The following is a 20,275-nucleotide window of genomic DNA, read 5'->3' on the forward strand; positions in this document are numbered from 1 at the left end:
CGCTTGCGTCCGGTGCTGATGACGGCTCTGGCCATGGTCATTGGCATGCTGCCCATGGCTCTGGGGCTGGGGGAGGGTGGAGAGCAGAATGCGCCCCTGGGTCGTGCCGTCATCGGAGGCTTGTTGTTTGCCACTGTGGCGACCCTGTTTCTCGTACCCGTATTGTTCAGTTTGATTCGTTCCCGACGCTCGGTTTCCTCAAGGACTATGTCATGATTTCCTCTCGTTTCTTCGGTGGGTTGGTTTTTCTGGCGGCACTGGGGGTTGCGGCTTGGGGTATCACGAGCCGTCTGCATGCTCAGAATGCCCTGGCCCAGAATTCGGTGGCAGATGCTCAGTGGCAGGTGGAGGTGACCCATGCCCTGCCGGAAAGCCATGTGCCCGATCTGATTCTTCCCGGGCAGTTGCAGGCCTGGACGGAAACCCCGATTTATGCCCATACCTCGGGGTATCTCAAACACTGGGCGGTGGACATCGGGCAGAAGGTCAGGGCCGGACAAGAAATCGCCGAGATCAGTACCCCGGACATCGACGCACAGGAGGCACAGGCCGAGGCCGAGATGCGGACGGCAGAGGCCAATGAGGAACTGGCGCGTGTGACGGCGCAACGGTATGCGGCCCTTCTGCCAACCAAAACCGTATCGCCCCAGGATGCAGACAATAAACGTCTGGATGCGGAAGCCAGGAAGACGGCACTGGATGCGGCACGGGCCAACCTGGAGCGGCTGCATGCGCTGGATCGTTTTCGGAAGATCGTCGCTCCGGTGGACGGGATCATCACGGCACGCAACGTGGATGTAGGAACCATGATCGATAGCGGGTCGGCCAATGGAAAGGCGACAGAACTGTTCCATCTGGCGGATACCCATCGTCTGCGAGCCTACATCCCGGTTCCCGAAGACGAGGTTTCCTCTCTTCCGGCAGGTGGAGTGGTCCGTATCGAGCCGCGTGCTTTTCCGGGGCGTACCTGGAGCGCTCAACTGGTTCGCCATGCCCAGGCCATCGATCCCGTCAATCACACGGAGTTGGTGGAACTGAACCTGGAGGGCGGAATATTGTTGCCGGGCAGTTACATCGAAGTGCATTTTCCTCGCCACGCAGCGCAGCAATCGGTAACCTTGCCAGCCAATACTCTGGTATTTCGTGCCAGTGGGACCTCTGTCGCCGTGGTGAACGAACACCAGGTGGTCTCCCTGAAACCCGTGATTGTGGGACGGGATCTGGGTGAGCGCATCGAAATTCTGTCAGGGATCAGTCCCTCGGATCGGGTTGTGGTGAGTCCTCCCGATTCGCTGGCCGAGGGCGTGACCGTTATCGTTCATGAAGTTGGTGCACTCAGGAAAGTGCCATGAAAAAGGTTCTGATTGCAGGTCTGTTCCTTGGGGTGTCAGGCTGTTCCTTTGCGCCTACCTATACCCGCCCTGACTTGCCCACGGCAGCCCAGTATCGGGAGAAAACGGCGGAGGAGGGGCATTGGGTGCCTTTCAAACCCACGGCGGAGACCGCCCGAACCTGGTGGAAAGCCTTTCATGATCCGGTATTGGATGATCTGGAGCATTCGGGTCTGGTGGCCAACCAGAATTTATTGGCGGCCCTGGCACGCCTGGATCAGGGCCGTTCGTTGGCGCGGGAGCAATGGGCCAACCTCTGGCCTGTGATCGGAGCTTCGGCGACTCACCAGAAGACCAAAATTTCCGAACATACCATGATCTTTCCCGTACAAAACTATCCTGCATTCCAGACCAATCAGGTGCAACTGGATCTGAATTACGAACTGGACATCTGGGGGGCATTGCGTAATGCTGCCCATGCTGCCGACGCCCAGGCCCGCGCCAGTGCCGACGATCTGGCCACCCTGGCTCTGTCCACGGAGGCCGAGATCGCACTGGATTATGAATCGCTGCGTGCGCTCGATGTGGAATTGTCCGAGACGGAAAAACTGGTGAACAGTTGGGCGGATAACCGTACGCTGACGGCCGTTCTGGTGACTGGGGCCGAAGCCGCCATTCCGGATCAGGCACAGGCCGATCTGAACTGGCAGGTGGCGCGCCAGCAACTCAACGAACTGCGCCTGCAGCGTGAACGCATGGAACATGCCCTGGCGTTACTGGTGGGGAGCAATCCCGAAGAGTTCCACATCGCCTCGGTGGCAGCCGAACTACCCACCCCCCTGCATCCCGTTCCAGGAATGCCTTCGATCCTGCTGGAACGACGTCCTGATGTGGTCAGTGCCGAGGAAAAGGTAAAAGCTGCCAACGCCAACATCGGGGTGGCCAAGGCCGCATGGTTTCCTGTTTTTAATTTGACGGCGTATTCGGGCTATGGCAACACGGGTTATGGGCCTTTGATGGTGGCTCCCAACCGTTTATGGTCTTTTGGCCCCACCCTGTCGTTGCCCCTGTTCAACGGGGGGCAGATTGCGGCGGCCAATGACCTGGCACGGGCCCAGTGGGAGGAAAGCGTGGCCAACTATCGAAATACCGTTCTGGAGGCCTGGCGTGAGGTGGAGGATCAATTGGCGGCTTTGCGTGAACTGGAAGAGGAGGCAGAGGCTGCGCGTGGAGCCAGCAAGGCAGCACAGCTGGCTCTGGAACAGGCTCGTCTGCGCTTTGAAGGAGGGTTGGCCAATCGCTTCGATGTGTTGCAGGCTGAGCGGACTGCGGCCCTGGCCTTGACCGGAGCGACCCAGTTGCGTTTGCGGGCCTTGGCGAGCAGTATCGTTCTGGTCAAGGCACTGGGTGGCGGGTGGTCGGATTCGGATTCTTCCGCTGCGGCAAAGCCCCATTCCCCTGCGGGAGCACCCTCCTGATGCCTCAGCCCCTGCTGCGCCGTTGCATGCGTGACCAGATTCGCGATCGCTTGCTGGAACGTATTCTAGAGGGAACCTACGCGCCAGGACATCGTTTTGTGGAACTGGATCTGGCAGCGGAATTCCAGGTCAGCCAGAGTCCCGTTCGCGAGGCTTTGCGTGAATTGGAAGTGATGGGTGCGGTGGATTCGCTGCGTTACAAGGGGACCCGCGTTCGTTCCCCCAATCCGGTGGAAATGGCCGAAGCCTATGCTCTGCGAGCCATCCTGGAACAGCGTTCGGCAGAACTGGCCGTTCCCTGCCCTCCTGCTGTATTGGATTCCCTGCGCGCCGACCTGGCGGCACTGCACGAGGCGGCCCGAGACCGTGACGTGGCCCGCTACAGTCGCCATGCATTCAATTTCCATCGAAGCATCGTGGTTCAATCTGGCAATCACTTGTTTCTGGAAATATGGGAAAACGTCCAGACACGAGCACGCTTGCCTTTTGTGGCGCAGCACCTGTCCGCTGAATTGGCTTCCTGTGCTGCCGACCACGATCCCATTCTGGCGGCTCTTGAAAAAGGGGAAGGGGCTTCGGCAGGAAGACTGCTGCGCACTTTCATGGAATCCCTGCTGGCCAAACTGCCGCGCTGAAAGGTTCTGCCACCGGACGGAGGTTTTTATCTTATAATCGCGGTCTGGAGAGGTGGCAGAGTGGTCGAATGTACCTGACTCGAAATCAGGCGTAGGTATATGCCTACCGAGGGTTCGAATCCCTCCCTCTCCGCCAATAACCGCGGGGGTTTCAGGCTAGTTCTTCTTTTTGAAAATCCCGTCTTCCCAAAATGGCGAATGGGGTTTTTTATCCTCACGCCACCTTCCTCCCCAAAGTCTCTTTCATCTTCGGAGGTGATGGCAACCATGATGGTTAGTATCAGCGGTTGCTTATCACGGTGCATGGCTTGATAATTGTGCTTTCCATGCGGTTTGGACCAGAACGCCATGAAACGCACAGCATTCGATACCCTGCCATCGCAACCGTTTCTGATGGAAAGTCCCATCGTAGATTATGGTCATGTCGATATCCGCAATCTGGCCGTCAGCCTGTCTTCGGAAAATCCAGAGACAACCGCCAAGCGCTGCTTTGAATGGGTCCGTGATCATATTGAGCACAGCATGGATTTTTGTCGGAAAGAAGTGACCTATGTGGCTTCGGATGTGCTTAAGAAAGGCACTGGCCTATGCACTGCAAAAAGTCATCTGCTGGTAGCCTTGTGGCGTGCCAATAACATCCCGTCAGGATTCTGCTATCAGCGATTAACACTGGATGGCCCCAATCCTCCCTATTGTACACATGGCTTCACGGCTGTCTGGTTGGACGACTGGGGCTGGTATCGTTGTGATGCTCGCGGCAATAGCAAACCTGGTATCCGCTGTGAGTTTACGCCGGGACAAGAAAATCTGGCCTATTTGACCAGTTATGCTGGCGAGCAGACCTATCCAGATGTCTGGGCGCAGCCATGGCCAGATCTGATTGCTTCCATGGAAAAGTTGCAGAGCATATCCTCTTACCGGCAGAATCCCATTGATGCCTGCCCACCAATCCATGGCGAATGTGTGACTGATCTGGCGACAACACGCATCGAATAAGTCGAATATGCACAATCAACCATCAGTAACCATGAGGGGAAATCATGTCCGTACAAATTTTCTCTGAGCATTTTGCGGCCGACTGGATTGATTCATGGAACAGTCATAACCTTGATCGAATTCTTTCGCATTACACCGATGATTTTGAAATGTCATCACCCATCATCATCAAAGTAACCGGAGAAGCATCAGGGACGCTCAAAGGAAAGGAAAAGATCGGGGCATACTGGGCCAAGGCGCTTGAACTGTTTCCAAGCCTTCATTTTGAGCTCATTACCCAACTGATCGGCGTGAACAGTATCACCCTTTACTACAAAGGGGTCAGTGGTCTATCTGCGGAGGTATTTCACTTCAATCAGGATGGCAAGGTAACGAAGGCATATGCACACTACGAGGCCTGACAAGTTATCATTGCACACTGAACTTGCGCGAAAGGCCACTCATCAGGCTGGTAAATTCAAAAATCAGGAAAAAAATGAAACCTGCTCTTCTCATAATCGATATGCAGAATGATTTCGTTTTGCCGGGTGCTCCAGCCGTGATTCATGGTGCGCTTGCTACCGTCCCTCGAATCAAAGAGGTGCTGGAGTGGTTCCGGGCAAAGTGTTATCCGGTTTTTCATATTGTGCGCGAGTATCGAGCCGACGGAAGTGATATCGAGATTTCACGAAGGGAAGCGTTTCTCGCTGGACCGCCTTATGCTGTTCCAGGAACAAAAGGGGTGGAAATTATTGATGCGCTCTCTCCAATAGCAGGGGAATATCGCGTGGTGAAGCCCCGTTTTTCTGCATTTTTTGGCACGGAGTTGGAATTGATCTTAAGAAGATTAGGTGTCGATAGTGCTGTGGTCTGCGGCACGCAATACCCAAACTGCATCAGGGCGACTGCGTTCGATGCGCTCTCGTATGGCTACCCTACCACTGTAATCACGGACGCGACCTCGGCATCTGCATTAACCGTGGCCGAATCAAATATCCGTGACATGGAGAACATCGGTATCCGGTGTATTTCTTTCGATGAGTTTAAGGAATCGTCCAACCCAGCAGGTATGGTTCGTGTCGTCGCTGATAAGCGTCTTTCCTCATAAACCACATTCGGTGGGCATTGCTACCGATCCTCGCGGGTGTGCCACAGCCGCAGTATGTAGATCGTGGATTCCTGAATTTCGTACCGCATCTCATACTTTCCGACGAGAATCCGGCGTACCTCGCGCGGCTCGAATTCTTCCAACTTTTCGCCGATACACGGATTTACCAGCAGACTGGCTGGCGCCGCTACGAGTGCCTGTACCACGCGCGTAGCAGCCGGTTTATTCACTGGCGCCAAGAAATCATACAGCCGCGCCAAATCAGATAGCCCTTTGCTCGTCCACTTCAGTTCCATCAACGGGGTGTCGGCAGCGGTTGAGCAGTACTGAGGCTATTGGCCCACGCCTCCACGTCCCGGTGATCAATGACACGTGCGGTGTCTACATCGTCCAACGCCTCGCGGGTCAGACGGGTGCGTTCCTCTTCCATGTCGATCCAGGCCGTTAATGCTTGCTTGACGATCCAGCCACGTGAGCGTTCGAGACGAGTGGCCAGCCGATCTACTTTCTCGGCCAGCAGGAGCGGCACGTGTGCAGTGAGGACTTTGGTATCTGTATGTGCCATGGTTTTTCCCATCTTGCAATTGGTCAAGTATCATCATAGTGATTAGATATGATTTAAGCAAGATGACCCTGATTAATTTTGTCGGCCGATTGTCTGCGGCGGTATTCGCCCGGAGTCATGCCCACCACGCGCTTGAAAGCCCTATTGAACGCGCCATCCGTTTCGTAACCCACCTGTTCGGCGATTCTGGTCAGTGCCAGATCGCTGTTACCCAGCAGGCACCGAGCCCGGTACATGCGCCAGTTCGTCAGATGGTCGAGCGGTGGAATACCGACGATTCCCTTGAAATGTTGGGCAAAAGCCGAGCGGGACATTCCGGCTGAAGCCGCCAGGGACTCCACTGTCCATGCCTTCTCCAGATTGCCATGCATTGCGCAAATCGCCGCACCAAGGCGACGGTCTGATAATCCGGCAATCCAGCCGGTCGTGCCTTTCAGGCAGGAATTGAAATGGGCTCGCACCGCCTGCATGAACAGAACATCTGCCAAGCGATTGACTACTAATCTGGCGCCCATTCCCTGTTCTAAAGTTTCCATCTTGATCAACTGCAGCGTGGCGTGAAGCAGATGAGCGCGTGTGCCTCCCATGTCCGCACGAACAACCGGCGGCAACACTGAAATAAGCGGCTCGCCACCTGTGATATTGAAAGCAAAGCGGCCAGCGACAATGTCGGTCGGCATGCCGTCTCCGCCGAAAGTAATCGTATCGCCAGAACCTTCACCAAAGATTTCTGTGCAGGATTTCACAGGGCTTTGCAGGTCATCGCGCAGGGCAAATCGGACATCGGAACGTACGATGAAGCAATCGTTTTCGTTCAATTCCAAAGGTTTTTCCAGCCCTTCCGCCGTCAACCAGCAATTGCCGCGCAGGACGAGGCAAAACCGGATATGTGGTCCGTTTAGGAACGAGATCCCCCATGGCGCCTTCGCTTCGAGTCGGGCGTAGAGAGCGCTTTCGATGCGCATAGCAGAAAAAACATCCTCGATTGGATCCATGGAATTCAGACGATCGGATAATAAAATAGGATTATAAGGTATTTATCGTACATAAAAACAGCGGTATCTTGATGACTCCCCATCACACCAGGAAAATCAACATGCGTGCCTATCGCCTTGAACAGTTCAAAACCATTGAAGACCTCGTGTTGCACGACGAGGAACCCCCTAAGCCTGGGCGCCATGAAGTACTCGTGCGGGTACGTGCCAGTTCGCTCAATTACCGTGATCTGGCGATTCTTCACGGTAATTACCCGATGTCATGCGCACCCGGTCACATCCCGCTCTCTGACGGTGCCGGAGAAGTGGTTGAGTTGGGTGATGGCGCAGAGCGCTTTGAAGTTGGCAGCCGGGTTGCCAATACGGTTTTCCCACGCTGGTTCGGTGGCCGCTACCAGTTATCTTTCATCAGTGAACAATATGGCAGCAACAGCGACGGCTGGCTGACCGAATATAAGGTTGTCAACGAGGAAGCCTTGGTGTCTATTCCAGCCCATCTGTCATTCGAAGAAGCCGCTACGCTACCTTGCGCGGCCGTCACAGCATGGTCGGCATTGGCCGGTATCACTGCGGGAGATACCATTCTGACGCAGGGCAGCGGTGGCGTGTCGCTGTTTGCGGTGCAACTAGCAAAACTGCTGGGTGCCCGGGTCATTGCCACCACATCCTCCATGGAAAAAATGGTAAAACTGAAAAGCCTGGGTGCCGATGATGTGATCAATTACATGACAACGCCGGATTGGGACGGTGAAGTTCGCAGGCTCACCAACGGACAAGGGGTGGACCGGGTTGTTGAAGTTGGTGGTCCGGGCACGCTTCAAAAATCAATAAAATCATGCGCCATCGGCGGGGAGGTCGTGCTGATCGGTTTTCTGGCCAGCAGTTCAGATGCAATCGATTTCATGAACCTGTTTATGGGAGGCGTCTCTCTTCGAAGAATAGCCGTAGGTAGTCGGGATGATTTTGAGAACATGAATCGCGCCATTACACAGCACAAGTTGAGGCCAGTGATTGATCACGTATTTCCGTTCATGGATGCAAAGGAAGCATGGCAGTATTTCGATGACCGCAAACATTTCGGCAAGGTCGTGATTGCCCATTGAGGGTTATTGGGCTCCTGACACTCATTGATGACGTGCTGATCGTGTCTTTCAAGGAGTTATGAACATGAAATGTCCTGTTTGCGGCGCGGCGGAACTAATCCATGACACCCGCGACCTACCCTATACTTACAAGGGTGAAACTACCGTCATTGCGGCGGTGACGGGCGACTTCTGCCTGGTCTGCGCCGAGACGGTCTTGGACGCGGCGGAATCGAACCGCGTCATGCGTGAAATGCGCGCCTTCTCAAAGCAGGTGAACGCGGCCATCGTTGATCCGGGTTTCATCACGAGAGTGCGCAAGAAACTCAATCTTGACCAGCGCGAGGCTGCCGAAATCTTCGGCGGCGGCATCATGCCTTCTCGCGATATGAGAACGGCAAGACCAAGCCCCCGTTGGCCTTGGTCAAGTTGTTCAAGTTGCTTGATCGTCACCCCGACCTACTCGATGAGTTGACATCCTCCCCGGCATGAATCCGTGGGCGGGAAAAATTCGGAAATCCCGAAGGGGGAATTTTTGGCCAAACAGGGTCATTTGACGCGATTCTTGCGCGTGGGGCAAGTTATAACTTATTGATTATCAATGTATGCATAGATTGCATTGCTTACTCGAAATCAGGCGTAGGTATATGCCTATCGAGGGTTCGAATCCCTCCCTCCCGCCAGTTCGGCAGTTGGGCCAACGAATCCCGGAATTCCTCTATCGGCACGGGCTTGGCGAACAGGTGCCCCTGATGTGCGTGACAGCCGTTGCGCTCAAGAAAATCACGTTGCTGCTCCGTCTCCACTCCTTCGGCCATGACCTTGAGTCCAAGATTCTCAGCCATCCCGATGATGGTCCGGATGATCACGGCATCATTCGGATCGGTGGCAACGTCGCGCACAAAACTCTGATCGATCTTGATCTGGTTCAGGGGCAGACGTTTGAGATAGGACAGGGAGGATTGTCCGGTGCCGAAATCATCCAGAGAGAAATGAATGCCGGCGGTGCGTAGTAATTGCATTTTCTTGATGCTGTCATCGATATCATGCAACACCAGAGATTCGGTCAATTCAAGTTCGAGCCCAGGATCGAGCGGGTCGAGACCGGTTTTTTTCAGTACTTCGAGCACCTGTGCAACAAAGTCTGGCTGACGAAACTGCCGGGCGCTGATATTGATGGCAAGGTGCAAATGACGTGTCTGCGGATCGGTCTGCCATGTTTTGAGTTGTTCGCAGGCCATGTGCAGTATCCAGGCGCCGATGGGTACGATAAGGCCTGTTTCTTCGGCGAGGGGAATGAATTCCATGGGCAGAATCATGCCCCGTGCGGGATGTTGCCAGCGTAGAAAAGCCTCTGCACCCACAGCCCTCTGATCATCGACCTGTATCTGGAAGTAGAGTTCGAGTTGGCCGAGCGGCAGCGCCTGGCGCAGGTCGTCGACCAGGGCAGCGCGCATCTCCAGTTGCGCCTGCGTGGCGGGATCGAAAAAACGCAAGGCGTTATGTCCGGCAGACTTGGCCTGGTACATGGCGGTATCGGCATGCTTGAGCAGATCATACATGCCGATACCCTCACCACAGAACAGGCTGATGCCGATGCTGGATGACCCATGATATTCAGACCCTAGTAGATCGAAGGGGCGGTTGATGGCTGCGAGAATCTTCTCTCCGATATCCCTGGCGACTGCTGCTGCCTGTTGGTCATCCTCGCTCAGGTCCTCCAACATGACGATGAACTCGTCGCCACCCAGGCGGGCGACCGTGTCGATGTCGCGCACGCAGTTCTGGAGCCGTTTGCTGATCTCGATCAGCAGCAGGTCTCCCACATCGTGCCCGCGAGTATCGTTCAGTGTTTTGAAATTGTCCAGATCGATGAACAGCAGGGCTCCTCGGTGCTGGCTGCGCGCGCTGGACGCCATGGCCTGCAGCAGACGTTCACGCAACAAACTTCGGTTGGGCAGGTTGGTGAGCGGATCATGGAAGGCAAGTTGATGTATTTTGTCGTCCGCCGCCTTGCGTATCGAAATATCGGAAAATGCCCCGACATAGTGGGTCACTTGCCCCTCTTCATTGGTAACGGCGGTGATCGTTAGCCATTCCGGGTAAGCCTCACCATTCTTGCGCCGGTTCCAGAGTTCTCCCTGCCAGTATTTGTCGCGAACGAGAGTCTCCCATAAATTGCGGTAAAAGACATCATCCTGTCGCCCGGATTTGAGTATGGCGGGCGTCCGGCCTATCGCCTCGGCGGCACTATAACCTGTCAGGTTCGTGAAGGCGCGGTTAACCCGGAGGATGCGGCTGTTCCGATCGGTGATCACGATACCCTCCTGCGTCTCGAAGGCTGTGGCTGCAATTCGCAGGTCCTGTTCGATGCGCTTGCGCTCGCTTTCCCGGTCAAAGTTGTCCAGCGCAAACGAGATGTCCCGTGACATTTCGCTCAACAGTCCAATCATTTCATCGTCAAATGCATCCGGATAGGCGTGGTAAACGGAAAGTAGGGCAAAAGGCTTTCCCGCTCGCGAAATCGGGAAAACACCGCTTGATCCGAAGCCGTGGCGCGAAGCCCACTCGCGTCTCGATGCCTCGATTTCATCGCTTTCGAAACGATGGGTGATCACGTTGCGATTCTCGCGGAATGCCGCATTGGTTCTTTCGCACTCTCCGGCCATGCCTCCGCTCGAGGAAATCAGGAGACAGTCCAGGTGCCGGGGTTCCCCACAATTCGCGACGGGTTCGATCAGGCCCTTGTCCTCATTCAACCGCCCGATCCAGGCCATCTTCATGCCGCCAAAATCCACCGACATCCTGCACACCAGCGGAAACAGGGAGGTTTCATCATCCATTCGCACGATGGCCTGATTGATCTCGCTGAGCGCCTTGTAGAGTTTCGTCAGGCGTTCGTTGCGGGCCTCCAGTATCATGCGTTCGATGATGTCTGCATACAATCTCCTCGAGTTTTCCTTCAGACGAAAGAATGAATAAATGGCGTAGGAAAGTAGCCAGAGTGCCGACAGGAAAAGAAGAAACCGATAATAGTTGGCGATCTTCAGGGCGTGGTCGAAAGACTGCTCATAGGTGGTGGTCAGATTTTCATCGAGCAGATGGGTTTCTCCCGAGGTGATTTTCGGGATGAGACTGTCGAGTTCTTTTTCATATTCGAGAATGTAGGTTGCATGCTGGAGGGCATGCTCCATGATCCTGCGCAATTCAGGGGGGTAGGATGCTGCCTCCAGGCGCTTGATCTCGGACGCCACTGCGTCACCACCGTCTGCGCCTGCGTGGACCATGAGTACATCCCGCAGCAAGGTCTGCAGGTCTTCTTTAAGCCCGGAGGGAGCAAGGCGAACCGCTTCCTCTATGGTTCTGGGGAAATAAGACAGCGAATTGTTAAGAATGGCATTGTGCGATTTGAATCGCTCGATCAATGCCTCCTTGCGGGTCATGGCCTGTTCCCATTGGCGAACTGCCTGCCTGATCCGTTGATCCTCCTGCTGGAAGAGTTTGTTTTTTTTCAGATCATTCCGGCGTAACTTGAGGTTGTTTTCCGCAGCGACGAGTCCATCGTAATTGTTCAGAAGCCGGTATCGGAGTTTTATGACCTGCTCGTCGATTTGTGAATCCAGGGTGGAAATTTCGTCGAGGTCCTCCAGGGTCCGCTGGTGCTGAAAAGGATCGATCACCCTTGCATTGAGGAACAGAAAAACCAGGAAGACGGTGCTTGCGAACACGATCGAAGCCTGCCTTGGGCTGAATCGTCCCGGTTTCATAAGGGCTTGCCACCATATTCACCGGTCAGGGTTTTCAGAAAAGCGACGATTTCTGAAATATCTTCGGTGGGCAAATCGACTCCCAGTTGATGTTCTCCCATGATCCTGACGACCTGTTCGAGGGTTGGTACGGAACCATCGTGCAGATAGGGGGCGGTGAGCGCGATATTGCGCAGGCCGGGCACCTTGAACACATGCATGTCCTCGAGGTTTCTGGTAATGGCATACCGACCCATGTCGGCTTCGGTAAGCGGCCTGTTTTCCCTGAAATAGGGGCGCATGATGCCAAGTTTCTCGTAAAGGTTTCCGCCGATGTTGCTTCCCTGATGACAGGAAATGCAGCCGTAACCTTTGAAGAGTTGATATCCGGCAAACTCTTTGGGGGTGATCGCCTTCGTGTCTCCCCTCAGGAATTTGTCGAAACGGGAATTTGGGGTGATGAGGGAACGTTCGAATGTGGCAATGGCGTCCCTGATATTTTCCGCTGTGATTCCGTCCGGGTAAATGCTGGCGAATTTGATCGCGTAGGACGGATCCTTTTGAAGTTTGGAGATGACTTCGGTCCAGTTGGACCCCATTTCCACCGGGTTGTTGACCGGGCCGTCGACCTGCTGTTCCAGGGTTGCTGCGCGACCATTCCAGAACTGGCGGAAATTAGACCCACTGTTGTAAACCGTCGGGGCATTGATGTTCCCGAGTTGACCATAAATTCCCTGTGAATATTTCTTTGCGTCGACCCCACCATGATCCAGTTGATGACAACTTGCACAGGCAATCGTGTTGTCATGGGACAGTTTGAGTTCATTGAACAGTTTTTTGCCAAGCGCGACCTTTCCCTGATCGAGGTCGGGTGGTTCGAGAGGCAGTGGGGTGATCGGTTCCCTCGAGTTCGTGAGAACCGAGTAGTGAGGGGAGGGCGGTACGGAAGGTAATTTTGATGGCCAAAATTCCCATGCGTAAAGACAAGTGAGGAGCACGGCACCAAGTACTACCTTGATCCACAGGGGAGAAGTCGGGGGTGAGATATCCATGTGTCCCATCGTTACTCGGAACCTTCGGATGGCAAGGGTGGTTTCACCCCGCTCATCGAGGCGCGGAAGCCTGCTGATGGTTCTGCCGGGTGTGGCGTACCAGGGCTGGGGTCAGGAATCCTGGGTGCAGAAGCCGTGCCAGACGGGTGCATAAGGCGCCAGCGGGATCGGTGTTCCGTGTCCGGCCAAAGGCAAGGGCGAGACGGGACGAGGAATCTGTCGTCACCCAGAACCCCGCAACCAGATAGGCGAGACCCAATCCGATGATCAACAGGCGTTTCCCTGACACGCGACCGTTCTCCCGAAACAAATTAGGCCGATTATATCAGCCCCGTCCCTGAAGCGAACTTTTTGAATTCTTTATCCAACCATTCCAAGAAAAGGTGATAATCACCATTGATTGAGGACGCTCTGTCCTGATGTTTTGATCAGGAGGGGGATGTTACAGTAGCCGGTAGCACGGAACGATCCAACGGCTGTCACTGAACAGGAGGAATAATGAACATGAACCCGATCACGTCCTTCCTGGTTTCCGTCCTGATTCTCATGGGCCTTGTCATTGGTCGGTGGGAAAGCCCCTATCTTGCGCTGGTTTTTTTTGGCGCCGCAGTCGTCACTGCGTTGTCACTGAAGATGGCCAATACCTGGCAAAAGTTTGTCATCCTGAGGATGGGAAAGTTACAAAGCGTCAAGGGGCCGGGCCTGTTCGCCATTATTCCGATCCTGGACAATGTGGTTGCGGTGATCGACGAACGGATTCAGACCACAGCCTTCAATGCCGAGCAGGCACTCACCAGGGATACCGTCCCGGTCAATGTCGATGCGATCATTTTCTGGCATGTGCACGATGCCGAAAAAGCCGCGCTGGCCATCACCAATTATCGTGAGGCCATCGACCGGGTTGCCCAAACCTCGCTGCGCGAGATGATCGGTTCTTCGATGTTGACGGCACTGTTGTCCGACCGCAAGGAAGCCGACGAGCAATTGAAAGAAGAGATCGGCAAAAAAACCGCCTTATGGGGTATATCGGTAAGTTCGGTGGAAATTCGCGACGTGGCCATTCCAGTAGCTCTTCAGGATGCCATGTCCCGTCAGGCACAGGCGGAGCGCGAGAAGCAGGCGCGCGTGATTCTTGGATCGGCCGAAGCCGCAATAGCGGGAAAGTTTGTCGAGGCCGCAGATATTTACGCGGGACATCCCGGTGCACTTCAACTTCGGGCCATGAATATCATTTACGAGACCACGAAGGAACGGGGAGTCACGATCCTGATCCCGAGTTCGATGGTCGACAGCCTGAATCCTTCTGCGGCGGCACAAGTGCTTGCATCCGTGGGCAAGGGAACACCCGTGGGGGGCGATTCGTGAATCCGGAGGGGGAGATATGGCCAAGTGGCTTGTCATTGTCGGCATCATCTTCATCCTGGTCGGCGTAACCTGGCCTTGGCTGTCCAGACTGGGCATGGGTTCCCTTCCGGGCGACATCCATATCGAGCGTAAAGGAATCAGTTTTTACTTTCCGGTCACTACCAGCATCATCGTTTCTCTGGTCTTGTCGCTGGTTTTCTGGATCTTCAGAAAATGAATCTGGATTATGAGGAAAAATGGCCAACGGTTTTATCCAAAAGCCATTTTTTTGGTGCCCGGAGCCGGAATCGAACCGGCACAGCCGCAATGGCCGAGGGATTTTAAGTCCCTTGTGTCTACCAGTTCCACCATCCGGGCGACTGCGTATTCTAACAGATTGCGGTAGGGAACCTGCGTGTGGCTGCAGCACCGGATGGCGTGACGGCGGCGGCAGGCGCAGAGGGATTTTTTTCATGGATCGTCGTGGCCAGGCATGGGAGGCCGAGGCAAGAGCAGGGTTCGGACCGTGAACTCGGCTACAATGCACAGGAGGGGATGATCGTGTTTCGCCGGTTCTCTCTGTCATCTATGGAGGTCATTAATGAGTCTGAATCCGGTTTCTCCCCATCTTTCCCGGCTGGTATTGGGGATGGGCTGTTTCTGGGGGGCAGAAAAGCGTCTGGCTGCGCTTCCGGGCGTGGTCCGGACCGAGGTGGGATACGCGGGGGGAGAAACCGCAAACCCCACCTATCAAACGGTGCTGAAGGAAGCCAGAGAAGGAATGAATCAGGTCCATGCCGAGGTGGTGGAAGTGGATTACGATCCCCGGCTCATTTCCACTCGACAGATTCTGATCGCCTTCTTTGAGAATCATGACCCGACTCAGGGAAATCGGCAGGGGAATGATGTGGGTCCCAACTACCGGAGCGTCATTTTTTATACCCATCCCGATCAGCGAAATGAAGCGTTATCCGTGATGACGACCTATCAGTCTGCCCTGACTGCTGCAGGATATCCGGCCATGACAACCGAATTGGCCCCTTTAGGGCGTTTTTACCGGGCAGAGGAATACCATCAACGCTATCTTCAGAAACACCCTGAGGGTTATTGTGGGTTGGGTGGAACCGGGGTGTTTTTCCCCGGACAGCCACCGGAGCAGTCACAAAGTCACCCGGTTTCCCCTCTTGAGGGAAAAACACTGGCGGCGACGCAATTGGTCGTCTTTGAAAGGTTGGATTGCGATCACTGTCGACAGTTCGAGGCTCAGGTACTGAAACACTGGAAATCCGCCGTTCCGGTGACGCGTACGCTGTCCGTTCAGGCCCCGGCGGGCTGGCACCTCAAAAGTGCCGTGTGGGCCAGTCCCACCAGCGTATTGTTTCGGGATGGTCAGGAAATCAGCCGGTTCACGGGGTTCAATGGGGATCAGCACGCATTCTGGAATTGGTTGGGCCATTTGACATTGACCCCGGAGCAACAGGGCATTGCCTTTGAAGGGGGAACAGAACCTGCATTCACGGGATCCCTCCTTGATAACCCTGCCCCGGGTACCTATGTGGACCCCCTCACCGGTCAACCCTTGTTCCGGAGCGATGCCAAGTTTGTCAGCCATACCGGATGGCCCAGCTTCTTTGACCCGGTGCCCGGTGCCCTGATCCTGCGCGAGGATGACAGCCACGGCATGCATCGTATCGAGGTATTGAGTGCCAGTTCCGGAATTCACCTCGGGCATGTTTTCGATGACGGTCCTCCTCCCACAGGCAAGCGCTACTGCATCAACAGTGCAGTACTACGTTTCATTCCTGATTCGTCATTCAGTTGACGCAAGAAGGACGCCGGTCATGCTGATAGACGCCATTTCGATCTGGCGGACAGGGAAAGAAACTTGATCCGTGGGCTGAAACGAGCCCAGAACGGGGAGCAGGGGTAAAAAGTGTTCCGGGGTGGGGACGGCCAGGTGGCCTTCTGCTGGCCACCGATTCCACGCGAGTAAAGATTTATGATCATGTGTCCGAATGCGCTCCACGACCCAGTCATCAAAACTTTCGGCCCAGGAGTGAGGGGGAGACATTTCTTCCCACATTGCGGCCCCAAGATGATGAACGATATTGCCGCTTCCCAGCAGAAGAACGCCTTCCTGGCGCAAGGGGGCCAATCGTTTGCCCAGATCGTAATGAAAGTCGGGGGATTGACCCAGATCGAGCGCCACTTGAATGACGGGAATATCTGCGTCTGGATACAGGTGCAAGAGAAGAGACCAGGCTCCATGGTCCAATCCCCATTCGTGATCCGTGTGGACCGTCCAGGGAGATAAAAGTGTGCGGACACGGTTGGCCAGTTGCGGACTGCCCGGACAGGGATATTGGATCTGGTAGAGGGCACGCGGGAAACCGCCAAAGTCATGAATCGTGCGGGGCCGGTCCATGGCCGTGACGGCACACTGTTTGAGGCCCCAGTGGGCGGAAAATACCACGATTCCCTGCGGGCGGGGTAATTGATTGCCCAAGGCGCGCCACTGATCGGTAATGGAGTCGTGACCCAAGGCATGCATGGGATTGCCGTGACCAAGAAAGAGAGCAGGATGTGGTAATTCAGCGATTGGCATGAGGTATCACCCGCGAAAATAGTCTGGAACGAAACTTCGAGTTGCATAACTTCCTTAACTGTATATAATTACAGTTACTTGCTTCGAACAGGGTGCCGCCCCATGCAGGAACTTACATTACGTCAACAGGAAATCCTTCTCTGGATACGCCAGTATATGGTGGATCACGGCATTCCGCCAACCCGTCTTGCACTCTGTGCTGCCATGGGGTTTCGTTCACCCAATGCGGCGGAAACGCATTTGCGGGCGCTGGAGCGCAAGGGGGCGATCGAACTGGTGCAGGGGGTTTCACGGGGGATCCGGTTGGTCGAAGACCCCAAGGAAGCCAGTGGGTTGCCACTGATCGGCAAGGTGGCAGCAGGACAGCCCATACTGGCTGTGGCGCACATCGAATCCTATGAGCCAGTCGCCCCGGGGCTATTTCAGCCCGTAGCGCATTACCTGCTGCGGGTTCAAGGCGAAAGCATGCGCAATGCGGGTATTCTGGAAGGGGATCTGGTCGCGGTCCATCACACCCTCATCGTACAGAATGGACAGATCGTGGTGGCACGATTGGAGGATGAAGTGACGATCAAAAGATTTTATCGGCAGGGTGAACGAGTGGAATTGCGCCCGGAAAACCCCGACTTTCCGGTCATTGAAGTGAACCTGAAAAAACAAGCCCTGCATATCGAGGGCGTGATGGTTGGGTTGATTCGCAACTGAAGCATACCGTTGATCGAGGAGAGAAGTCATCATGTGGACCGTGCTGGAAAACTTTGGATACCGGGTGAAACATGAACCCCGTGCAGAAACTCGGGCAGGGGAAGGGCATAGGAGGTTCCTGGAGAAATCGGGGGGGTTACACCTGTTGCCCACGACGGGCAGTGTAACGGAACTGGAATCCTGTGTTTCCTTGATACAACAGTGCCTGGCGCGGCATCAATGGGTTTTTTTGGTGGACTCGCCCTTCGAGGAAGAGGTTCTGTTGCGTTTCTACCCTATGTTGTCGGACCGGCGCGTGGTCAATGTTCCGGTCAAGTCTCATGAGGCCAAACACTGGGCCTTGCTACAGGCGCTGAACCATCCTTTGGCGGGTGCCCTTTTGTTCTGGCATTCCTCCCTGGATTCCTACGAAGAACAGAAGTTGGACAGATTGGCGCAGAGAACACAGTGTTTTTGTGGACAATTCGTTTCCGATGCTCTGCCGCGGGCCTTACCCGCCCTGCCTTCGATGGGGTACTTCCCCTCTCTGAGAGGGCCGATCCAGTCGCTGACGCGTCAAAAATATCTGTGAGTTTTCTCTGGATGAAGGACCCCTTGCTCCAACTCCTGATCGTCCTCGGGGTTTTGATGGGGTTTCTTCATCCCGATGCCTGGGCAGAGGCGGTGCACCGCATTCACCTTCCGACTCTGGAGGTTCTGGGTGGACTGATGCTTCTGACGCAAGGAATTGAGCAGAGCAGGATTTTGCCAAGGTTGGGGCGACATCTGCTGGACCGAGTTCACAGCGAACGATCCCTGGCACGATGGTTGACCTGGGCCTCCATCATCCTTTCCACTTTTTTGACCAACGATATTGCACTGTTCGTCGTGGTTCCGCTCACCTTGGCGTTGCGACAACTGGCCCCGGTCTCCTGGCGTCGGTTGATCGTCTTCGAGGCATTGGGGGTGAATGTGGGCTCCCTTCTCTCCCCCATCGGGAACCCCCAGAATATCTATCTCTGGCAATTGAGCCACTCATCCTTCCTGGGGTTCATTGAAATGATGGCTCCCTGGGGACTGGTTCTCCTGGCGGGACTGGCACTGCTGGTGGAGTTGGGCAGTTCCCGACGCCCCATCGTACTTCATCTTGAGGACAACACCATCCCGGTGTTACGGGGGGTTTTCTGGGTTAGCCTGGGGCTTTACCTCCCTTTTCTGGGCTTGGTGGAAACCGGACATCCTGCCTGGGCGTTGGTACTGGCGCTCGGATTGGGGGTTTTTCGTCCGCTCCTGTTGCGTTTTCTCGACTGGGGTTTATTGGTGACATTCACGTTATTTTTCGTCGATGTCGGGCTCCTGAGTTCCTTTTTCAATCCGCATCGGTTGCCGGGCTTGGGGCAGGGGTCTTCTCATATTGCCCTGTTTTTATGGGGAATCATCTTGTCTCAAGGGATGAGTAATGTGCCTGCAACCCTCTTTATGGCCCCGGAGACAGACTCCCTCAAAACCCTGGCCTATGGGGTTAATGCGGGAGGGTTCGGACTGTTTGTCGGTTCGATGGCCAATCTGATCGCTTTGCGAATGGCTGGGGATCGTCAAATCTGGCGCGAGTTTCATGCCCTGTCTTTCCCCTTTCTCCTGTTTGCGGCGGCGACGGGCGTTCTGTTCCTGTAACGAGTCATAAGGGTGAGGCGGTCGGTGTCCTCATTCGTGTTCGTCCACGCCCAAAAATTTTACCCAGATCTCGAAGGTCAGGATTCTTCCCGCATACTCGGCAGTGGCTGCCGGGAAATGCGCCGCATGAACCGCCGCCAGTGCCGCCTTGTCCAGAATCCGGTTCCCGCTCGAGGTCAGCACGCCAGCCCCCGATACCAGACCGTCCTTGTAATCAAAGGTCACCTTGGTCTGCCCGGACAGATGGGCAGCCCGCGCCGCCATGGGGAAGACGACAGCTCCTTGTACCGCTGAACGTATCTGGTCGGCAAAAGTGAGGGAAATGTCGGCAGGGCGCAAATGCTGAGGCGGTGCCGGGGCAGCCTCGGCCACTTTCTGGGGCGGTGTCGGAGTCACCGGCGCCGGAGTCACGGGTGCCGGCGCAACCGGGGGCGGCGCAGGGGCGGGAGTGGGCACAGGAACCGGCGTGGGTTCCTGGTGCGCCACCGTGCGGTGGACTTCCGGCCTGCGGGGCGGTGGCTTGGGCGTGGGGGGCGGGGGCACCGTCTTGGGCGCCTCCGGGGCCTGGGTCAGTTGAATCATGGTGACCAAGGGCTTTTCCACCTTCTCGACCTCGCGCCTGAGGCCGTAAAAAAAAGCCAGTATCATCAGTCCTTCGAGAAGGGATGCCAGGATGAATGCACGCAGAAGACTCATTACCGGTGCTCCATCTGGCGTGCAGCCAGACCGATCTGGGTGACTCCGGCCTGCCGACAGGCATCCATCACCTTCATCATGGACTGGAGCGAAGTGGTCTTCTCACCCGCAATGGTCACCACCACCTTGTCCGGATCTCCCTGTGCCTTGAGGCGCATCGTCAGCGCTTCGGCCGTCAACTTCTGACCGTCCACGCTGATATCCCCCTCGTCATCCACGCTCACCAGCACCTTGGGCGGCTCCAGAGCCGTCGTCGTGGAACTCCTGGGCATTTTGGATGCTACACCGGTGGAGGGAATCATGTG

At 55.4% G+C, this 20,275-nt stretch carries 23 protein-coding genes, 2 tRNA genes and 1 pseudogene (1 of these 26 only partly in view); 16 read left to right on the forward strand and 10 right to left on the reverse strand.

Going from position 1 to position 20,275, the window contains the following annotated elements:
* The 8 genes from M6F29_RS06595 to M6F29_RS06630 all read left to right on the forward strand — a co-directional run.
* On the forward strand, positions 1–216 hold the 3' end of the coding sequence (locus M6F29_RS06595; RefSeq protein WP_298158040.1) for an efflux RND transporter permease subunit. The gene continues 3,018 nt to the left of window position 1, outside the view; only the last 216 of its 3,234 coding nucleotides appear in the window; its start codon lies beyond the left edge, outside the window; its stop codon occupies positions 214–216.
* Entirely contained in the window at positions 213–1,352 is a 1,140-nt protein-coding gene (locus M6F29_RS06600) for an efflux RND transporter periplasmic adaptor subunit (protein WP_298158041.1), read from the forward strand. The genes M6F29_RS06595 and M6F29_RS06600 overlap by 4 nt, the downstream gene beginning before the upstream one ends.
* On the forward strand, positions 1,349–2,809 hold the full coding sequence (locus M6F29_RS06605; RefSeq protein ID WP_298158042.1) for an efflux transporter outer membrane subunit: 1,461 nt from the start codon (positions 1,349–1,351) through the stop codon (positions 2,807–2,809). Before M6F29_RS06600 ends, M6F29_RS06605 begins: the two co-directional genes overlap by 4 nt.
* A complete protein-coding gene (locus M6F29_RS06610; protein ID WP_297455670.1) occupies positions 2,809–3,444 on the forward strand; it encodes a GntR family transcriptional regulator in 636 nt (211 codons plus the stop codon). The genes M6F29_RS06605 and M6F29_RS06610 overlap by 1 nt, the downstream gene beginning before the upstream one ends.
* A 46-nt stretch (positions 3,445–3,490) precedes the next feature.
* Positions 3,491–3,580, forward strand: a tRNA-Ser gene (locus M6F29_RS06615).
* A 212-nt stretch (positions 3,581–3,792) separates the two neighbouring features.
* A complete protein-coding gene (locus M6F29_RS06620) occupies positions 3,793–4,440 on the forward strand; it encodes a transglutaminase-like domain-containing protein (protein WP_298158043.1) in 648 nt (215 codons plus the stop codon).
* A 44-nt stretch (positions 4,441–4,484) separates the two neighbouring features.
* A complete protein-coding gene (locus tag M6F29_RS06625; RefSeq protein ID WP_298158044.1) occupies positions 4,485–4,841 on the forward strand; it encodes a nuclear transport factor 2 family protein in 357 nt (118 codons plus the stop codon).
* A 74-nt stretch (positions 4,842–4,915) separates the two neighbouring features.
* The gene (locus tag M6F29_RS06630; protein ID WP_297484336.1) at positions 4,916–5,527 is read left to right on the forward strand and encodes a cysteine hydrolase family protein; all 612 of its coding nucleotides are present in this window, start codon (positions 4,916–4,918) and stop codon (positions 5,525–5,527) included.
* 20 nt (positions 5,528–5,547) lie between these two features.
* On the opposite strand, the gene M6F29_RS06635 is transcribed toward M6F29_RS06630, so the two are convergent.
* The 3 genes from M6F29_RS06635 to M6F29_RS06645 are packed head-to-tail and all read right to left on the reverse strand — an operon-like array spanning position 5,548 to position 7,087.
* Positions 5,548–5,823, reverse strand: coding sequence for a type II toxin-antitoxin system RelE/ParE family toxin (locus M6F29_RS06635; RefSeq protein ID WP_297484338.1), 276 nt, complete (start codon positions 5,821–5,823; stop codon positions 5,548–5,550).
* Positions 5,823–6,092 carry a CopG family ribbon-helix-helix protein gene (locus M6F29_RS06640; RefSeq protein WP_297484340.1) on the reverse strand — a complete coding sequence of 90 codons (270 nt, stop codon included), beginning with the start codon at positions 6,090–6,092 and terminating at the stop codon, positions 5,823–5,825. The genes M6F29_RS06635 and M6F29_RS06640 overlap by 1 nt, the downstream gene beginning before the upstream one ends.
* A 53-nt stretch (positions 6,093–6,145) precedes the next feature.
* Positions 6,146–7,087: an AraC family transcriptional regulator gene (locus M6F29_RS06645; RefSeq protein ID WP_298158045.1), complete on the reverse strand. Its 942-nt coding sequence runs from the start codon at positions 7,085–7,087 to the stop codon at positions 6,146–6,148.
* 101 nt (positions 7,088–7,188) lie between these two features.
* Here M6F29_RS06645 and M6F29_RS06650 point away from each other — a divergent pair, with 101 nt between their 5' ends.
* A complete protein-coding gene (locus M6F29_RS06650; RefSeq protein WP_298158046.1) occupies positions 7,189–8,190 on the forward strand; it encodes a zinc-dependent alcohol dehydrogenase family protein in 1,002 nt (333 codons plus the stop codon).
* A 64-nt stretch (positions 8,191–8,254) separates the two neighbouring features.
* Positions 8,255–8,661, forward strand: a pseudogene (locus M6F29_RS06655) (type II toxin-antitoxin system MqsA family antitoxin).
* Between the two features lie 131 nt (positions 8,662–8,792).
* On the opposite strand, the gene M6F29_RS06660 reads toward M6F29_RS06655, so the two are convergent.
* From M6F29_RS06660 to M6F29_RS06670, 3 genes are read right to left on the reverse strand one after another with little or no spacing between them, the layout of a single operon-like run.
* Positions 8,793–11,897 (reverse strand): EAL domain-containing protein, encoded by a 3,105-nt coding sequence (locus M6F29_RS06660; protein WP_298158047.1) that lies wholly within the window; start codon positions 11,895–11,897, stop codon positions 8,793–8,795.
* Positions 11,898–11,932: 35 nt separating this feature from the next.
* On the reverse strand, positions 11,933–12,967 hold the full coding sequence (locus M6F29_RS06665) for a cytochrome-c peroxidase (protein WP_298158048.1): 1,035 nt from the start codon (positions 12,965–12,967) through the stop codon (positions 11,933–11,935).
* A 52-nt stretch (positions 12,968–13,019) separates the two neighbouring features.
* Positions 13,020–13,256: a hypothetical protein gene (locus M6F29_RS06670; RefSeq protein ID WP_298158049.1), complete on the reverse strand. Its 237-nt coding sequence runs from the start codon at positions 13,254–13,256 to the stop codon at positions 13,020–13,022.
* A 215-nt stretch (positions 13,257–13,471) separates the two neighbouring features.
* On the opposite strand from M6F29_RS06670, the gene M6F29_RS06675 reads away from it, so the two are divergent.
* Positions 13,472–14,332, forward strand: a complete 861-nt coding sequence (locus M6F29_RS06675; RefSeq protein ID WP_298158050.1) for a slipin family protein — start codon at positions 13,472–13,474, stop codon at positions 14,330–14,332.
* A gap of 16 nt (positions 14,333–14,348) precedes the next feature.
* A complete protein-coding gene (locus M6F29_RS06680; RefSeq protein ID WP_298158051.1) occupies positions 14,349–14,549 on the forward strand; it encodes a DUF2905 domain-containing protein in 201 nt (66 codons plus the stop codon).
* A 52-nt stretch (positions 14,550–14,601) separates the two neighbouring features.
* Here M6F29_RS06680 and M6F29_RS06685 read toward each other — a convergent pair.
* A tRNA-Leu gene (locus tag M6F29_RS06685) sits at positions 14,602–14,689 on the reverse strand.
* A 223-nt stretch (positions 14,690–14,912) separates the two neighbouring features.
* Here M6F29_RS06685 and msrA point away from each other — a divergent pair.
* The gene (gene msrA / locus M6F29_RS06690; protein ID WP_298158052.1) at positions 14,913–16,133 is read left to right on the forward strand and encodes a peptide-methionine (S)-S-oxide reductase MsrA; all 1,221 of its coding nucleotides are present in this window, start codon (positions 14,913–14,915) and stop codon (positions 16,131–16,133) included.
* On the opposite strand, the gene ygiD is transcribed toward msrA, so the two are convergent.
* The gene (gene ygiD / locus M6F29_RS06695) at positions 16,122–16,916 is read right to left on the reverse strand and encodes a 4,5-DOPA-extradiol-dioxygenase (protein ID WP_297454027.1); all 795 of its coding nucleotides are present in this window, start codon (positions 16,914–16,916) and stop codon (positions 16,122–16,124) included. The two genes, msrA and ygiD, sit on opposite strands and share 12 nt — an antisense overlap.
* Before the next feature lie 102 nt (positions 16,917–17,018).
* On the opposite strand from ygiD, the gene lexA reads away from it, so the two are divergent.
* The 3 genes from lexA to M6F29_RS06710 are packed head-to-tail and all read left to right on the forward strand — an operon-like array spanning position 17,019 to position 19,274.
* Complete coding sequence (gene lexA, locus M6F29_RS06700) at positions 17,019–17,621, forward strand: transcriptional repressor LexA (protein ID WP_298158053.1); 603 nt, start codon at positions 17,019–17,021, stop codon at positions 17,619–17,621.
* A gap of 31 nt (positions 17,622–17,652) precedes the next feature.
* Positions 17,653–18,192, forward strand: a complete 540-nt coding sequence (locus M6F29_RS06705) for a hypothetical protein (protein WP_297479904.1) — start codon at positions 17,653–17,655, stop codon at positions 18,190–18,192.
* Positions 18,193–18,203: 11 nt separating this feature from the next.
* The gene (locus tag M6F29_RS06710; protein WP_298158054.1) at positions 18,204–19,274 is read left to right on the forward strand and encodes an SLC13 family permease; all 1,071 of its coding nucleotides are present in this window, start codon (positions 18,204–18,206) and stop codon (positions 19,272–19,274) included.
* 30 nt (positions 19,275–19,304) lie between these two features.
* On the opposite strand, the gene M6F29_RS06715 is transcribed toward M6F29_RS06710, so the two are convergent.
* Both M6F29_RS06715 and M6F29_RS06720 read right to left on the reverse strand, forming a co-directional pair.
* The gene (locus M6F29_RS06715) at positions 19,305–19,970 is read right to left on the reverse strand and encodes an energy transducer TonB (protein ID WP_298158055.1); all 666 of its coding nucleotides are present in this window, start codon (positions 19,968–19,970) and stop codon (positions 19,305–19,307) included.
* The coding region (locus tag M6F29_RS06720; RefSeq protein WP_298158056.1) for an ExbD/TolR family protein at positions 19,970–20,275 on the reverse strand (306 nt) is incomplete at its 5' end. The genes M6F29_RS06720 and M6F29_RS06715, both read right to left, overlap by 1 nt.

The organism is Ferrovum sp. (assembly GCF_027317285.1).
Taxonomy (GTDB): Bacteria; Pseudomonadota; Gammaproteobacteria; order Burkholderiales; family Ferrovaceae; genus Ferrovum.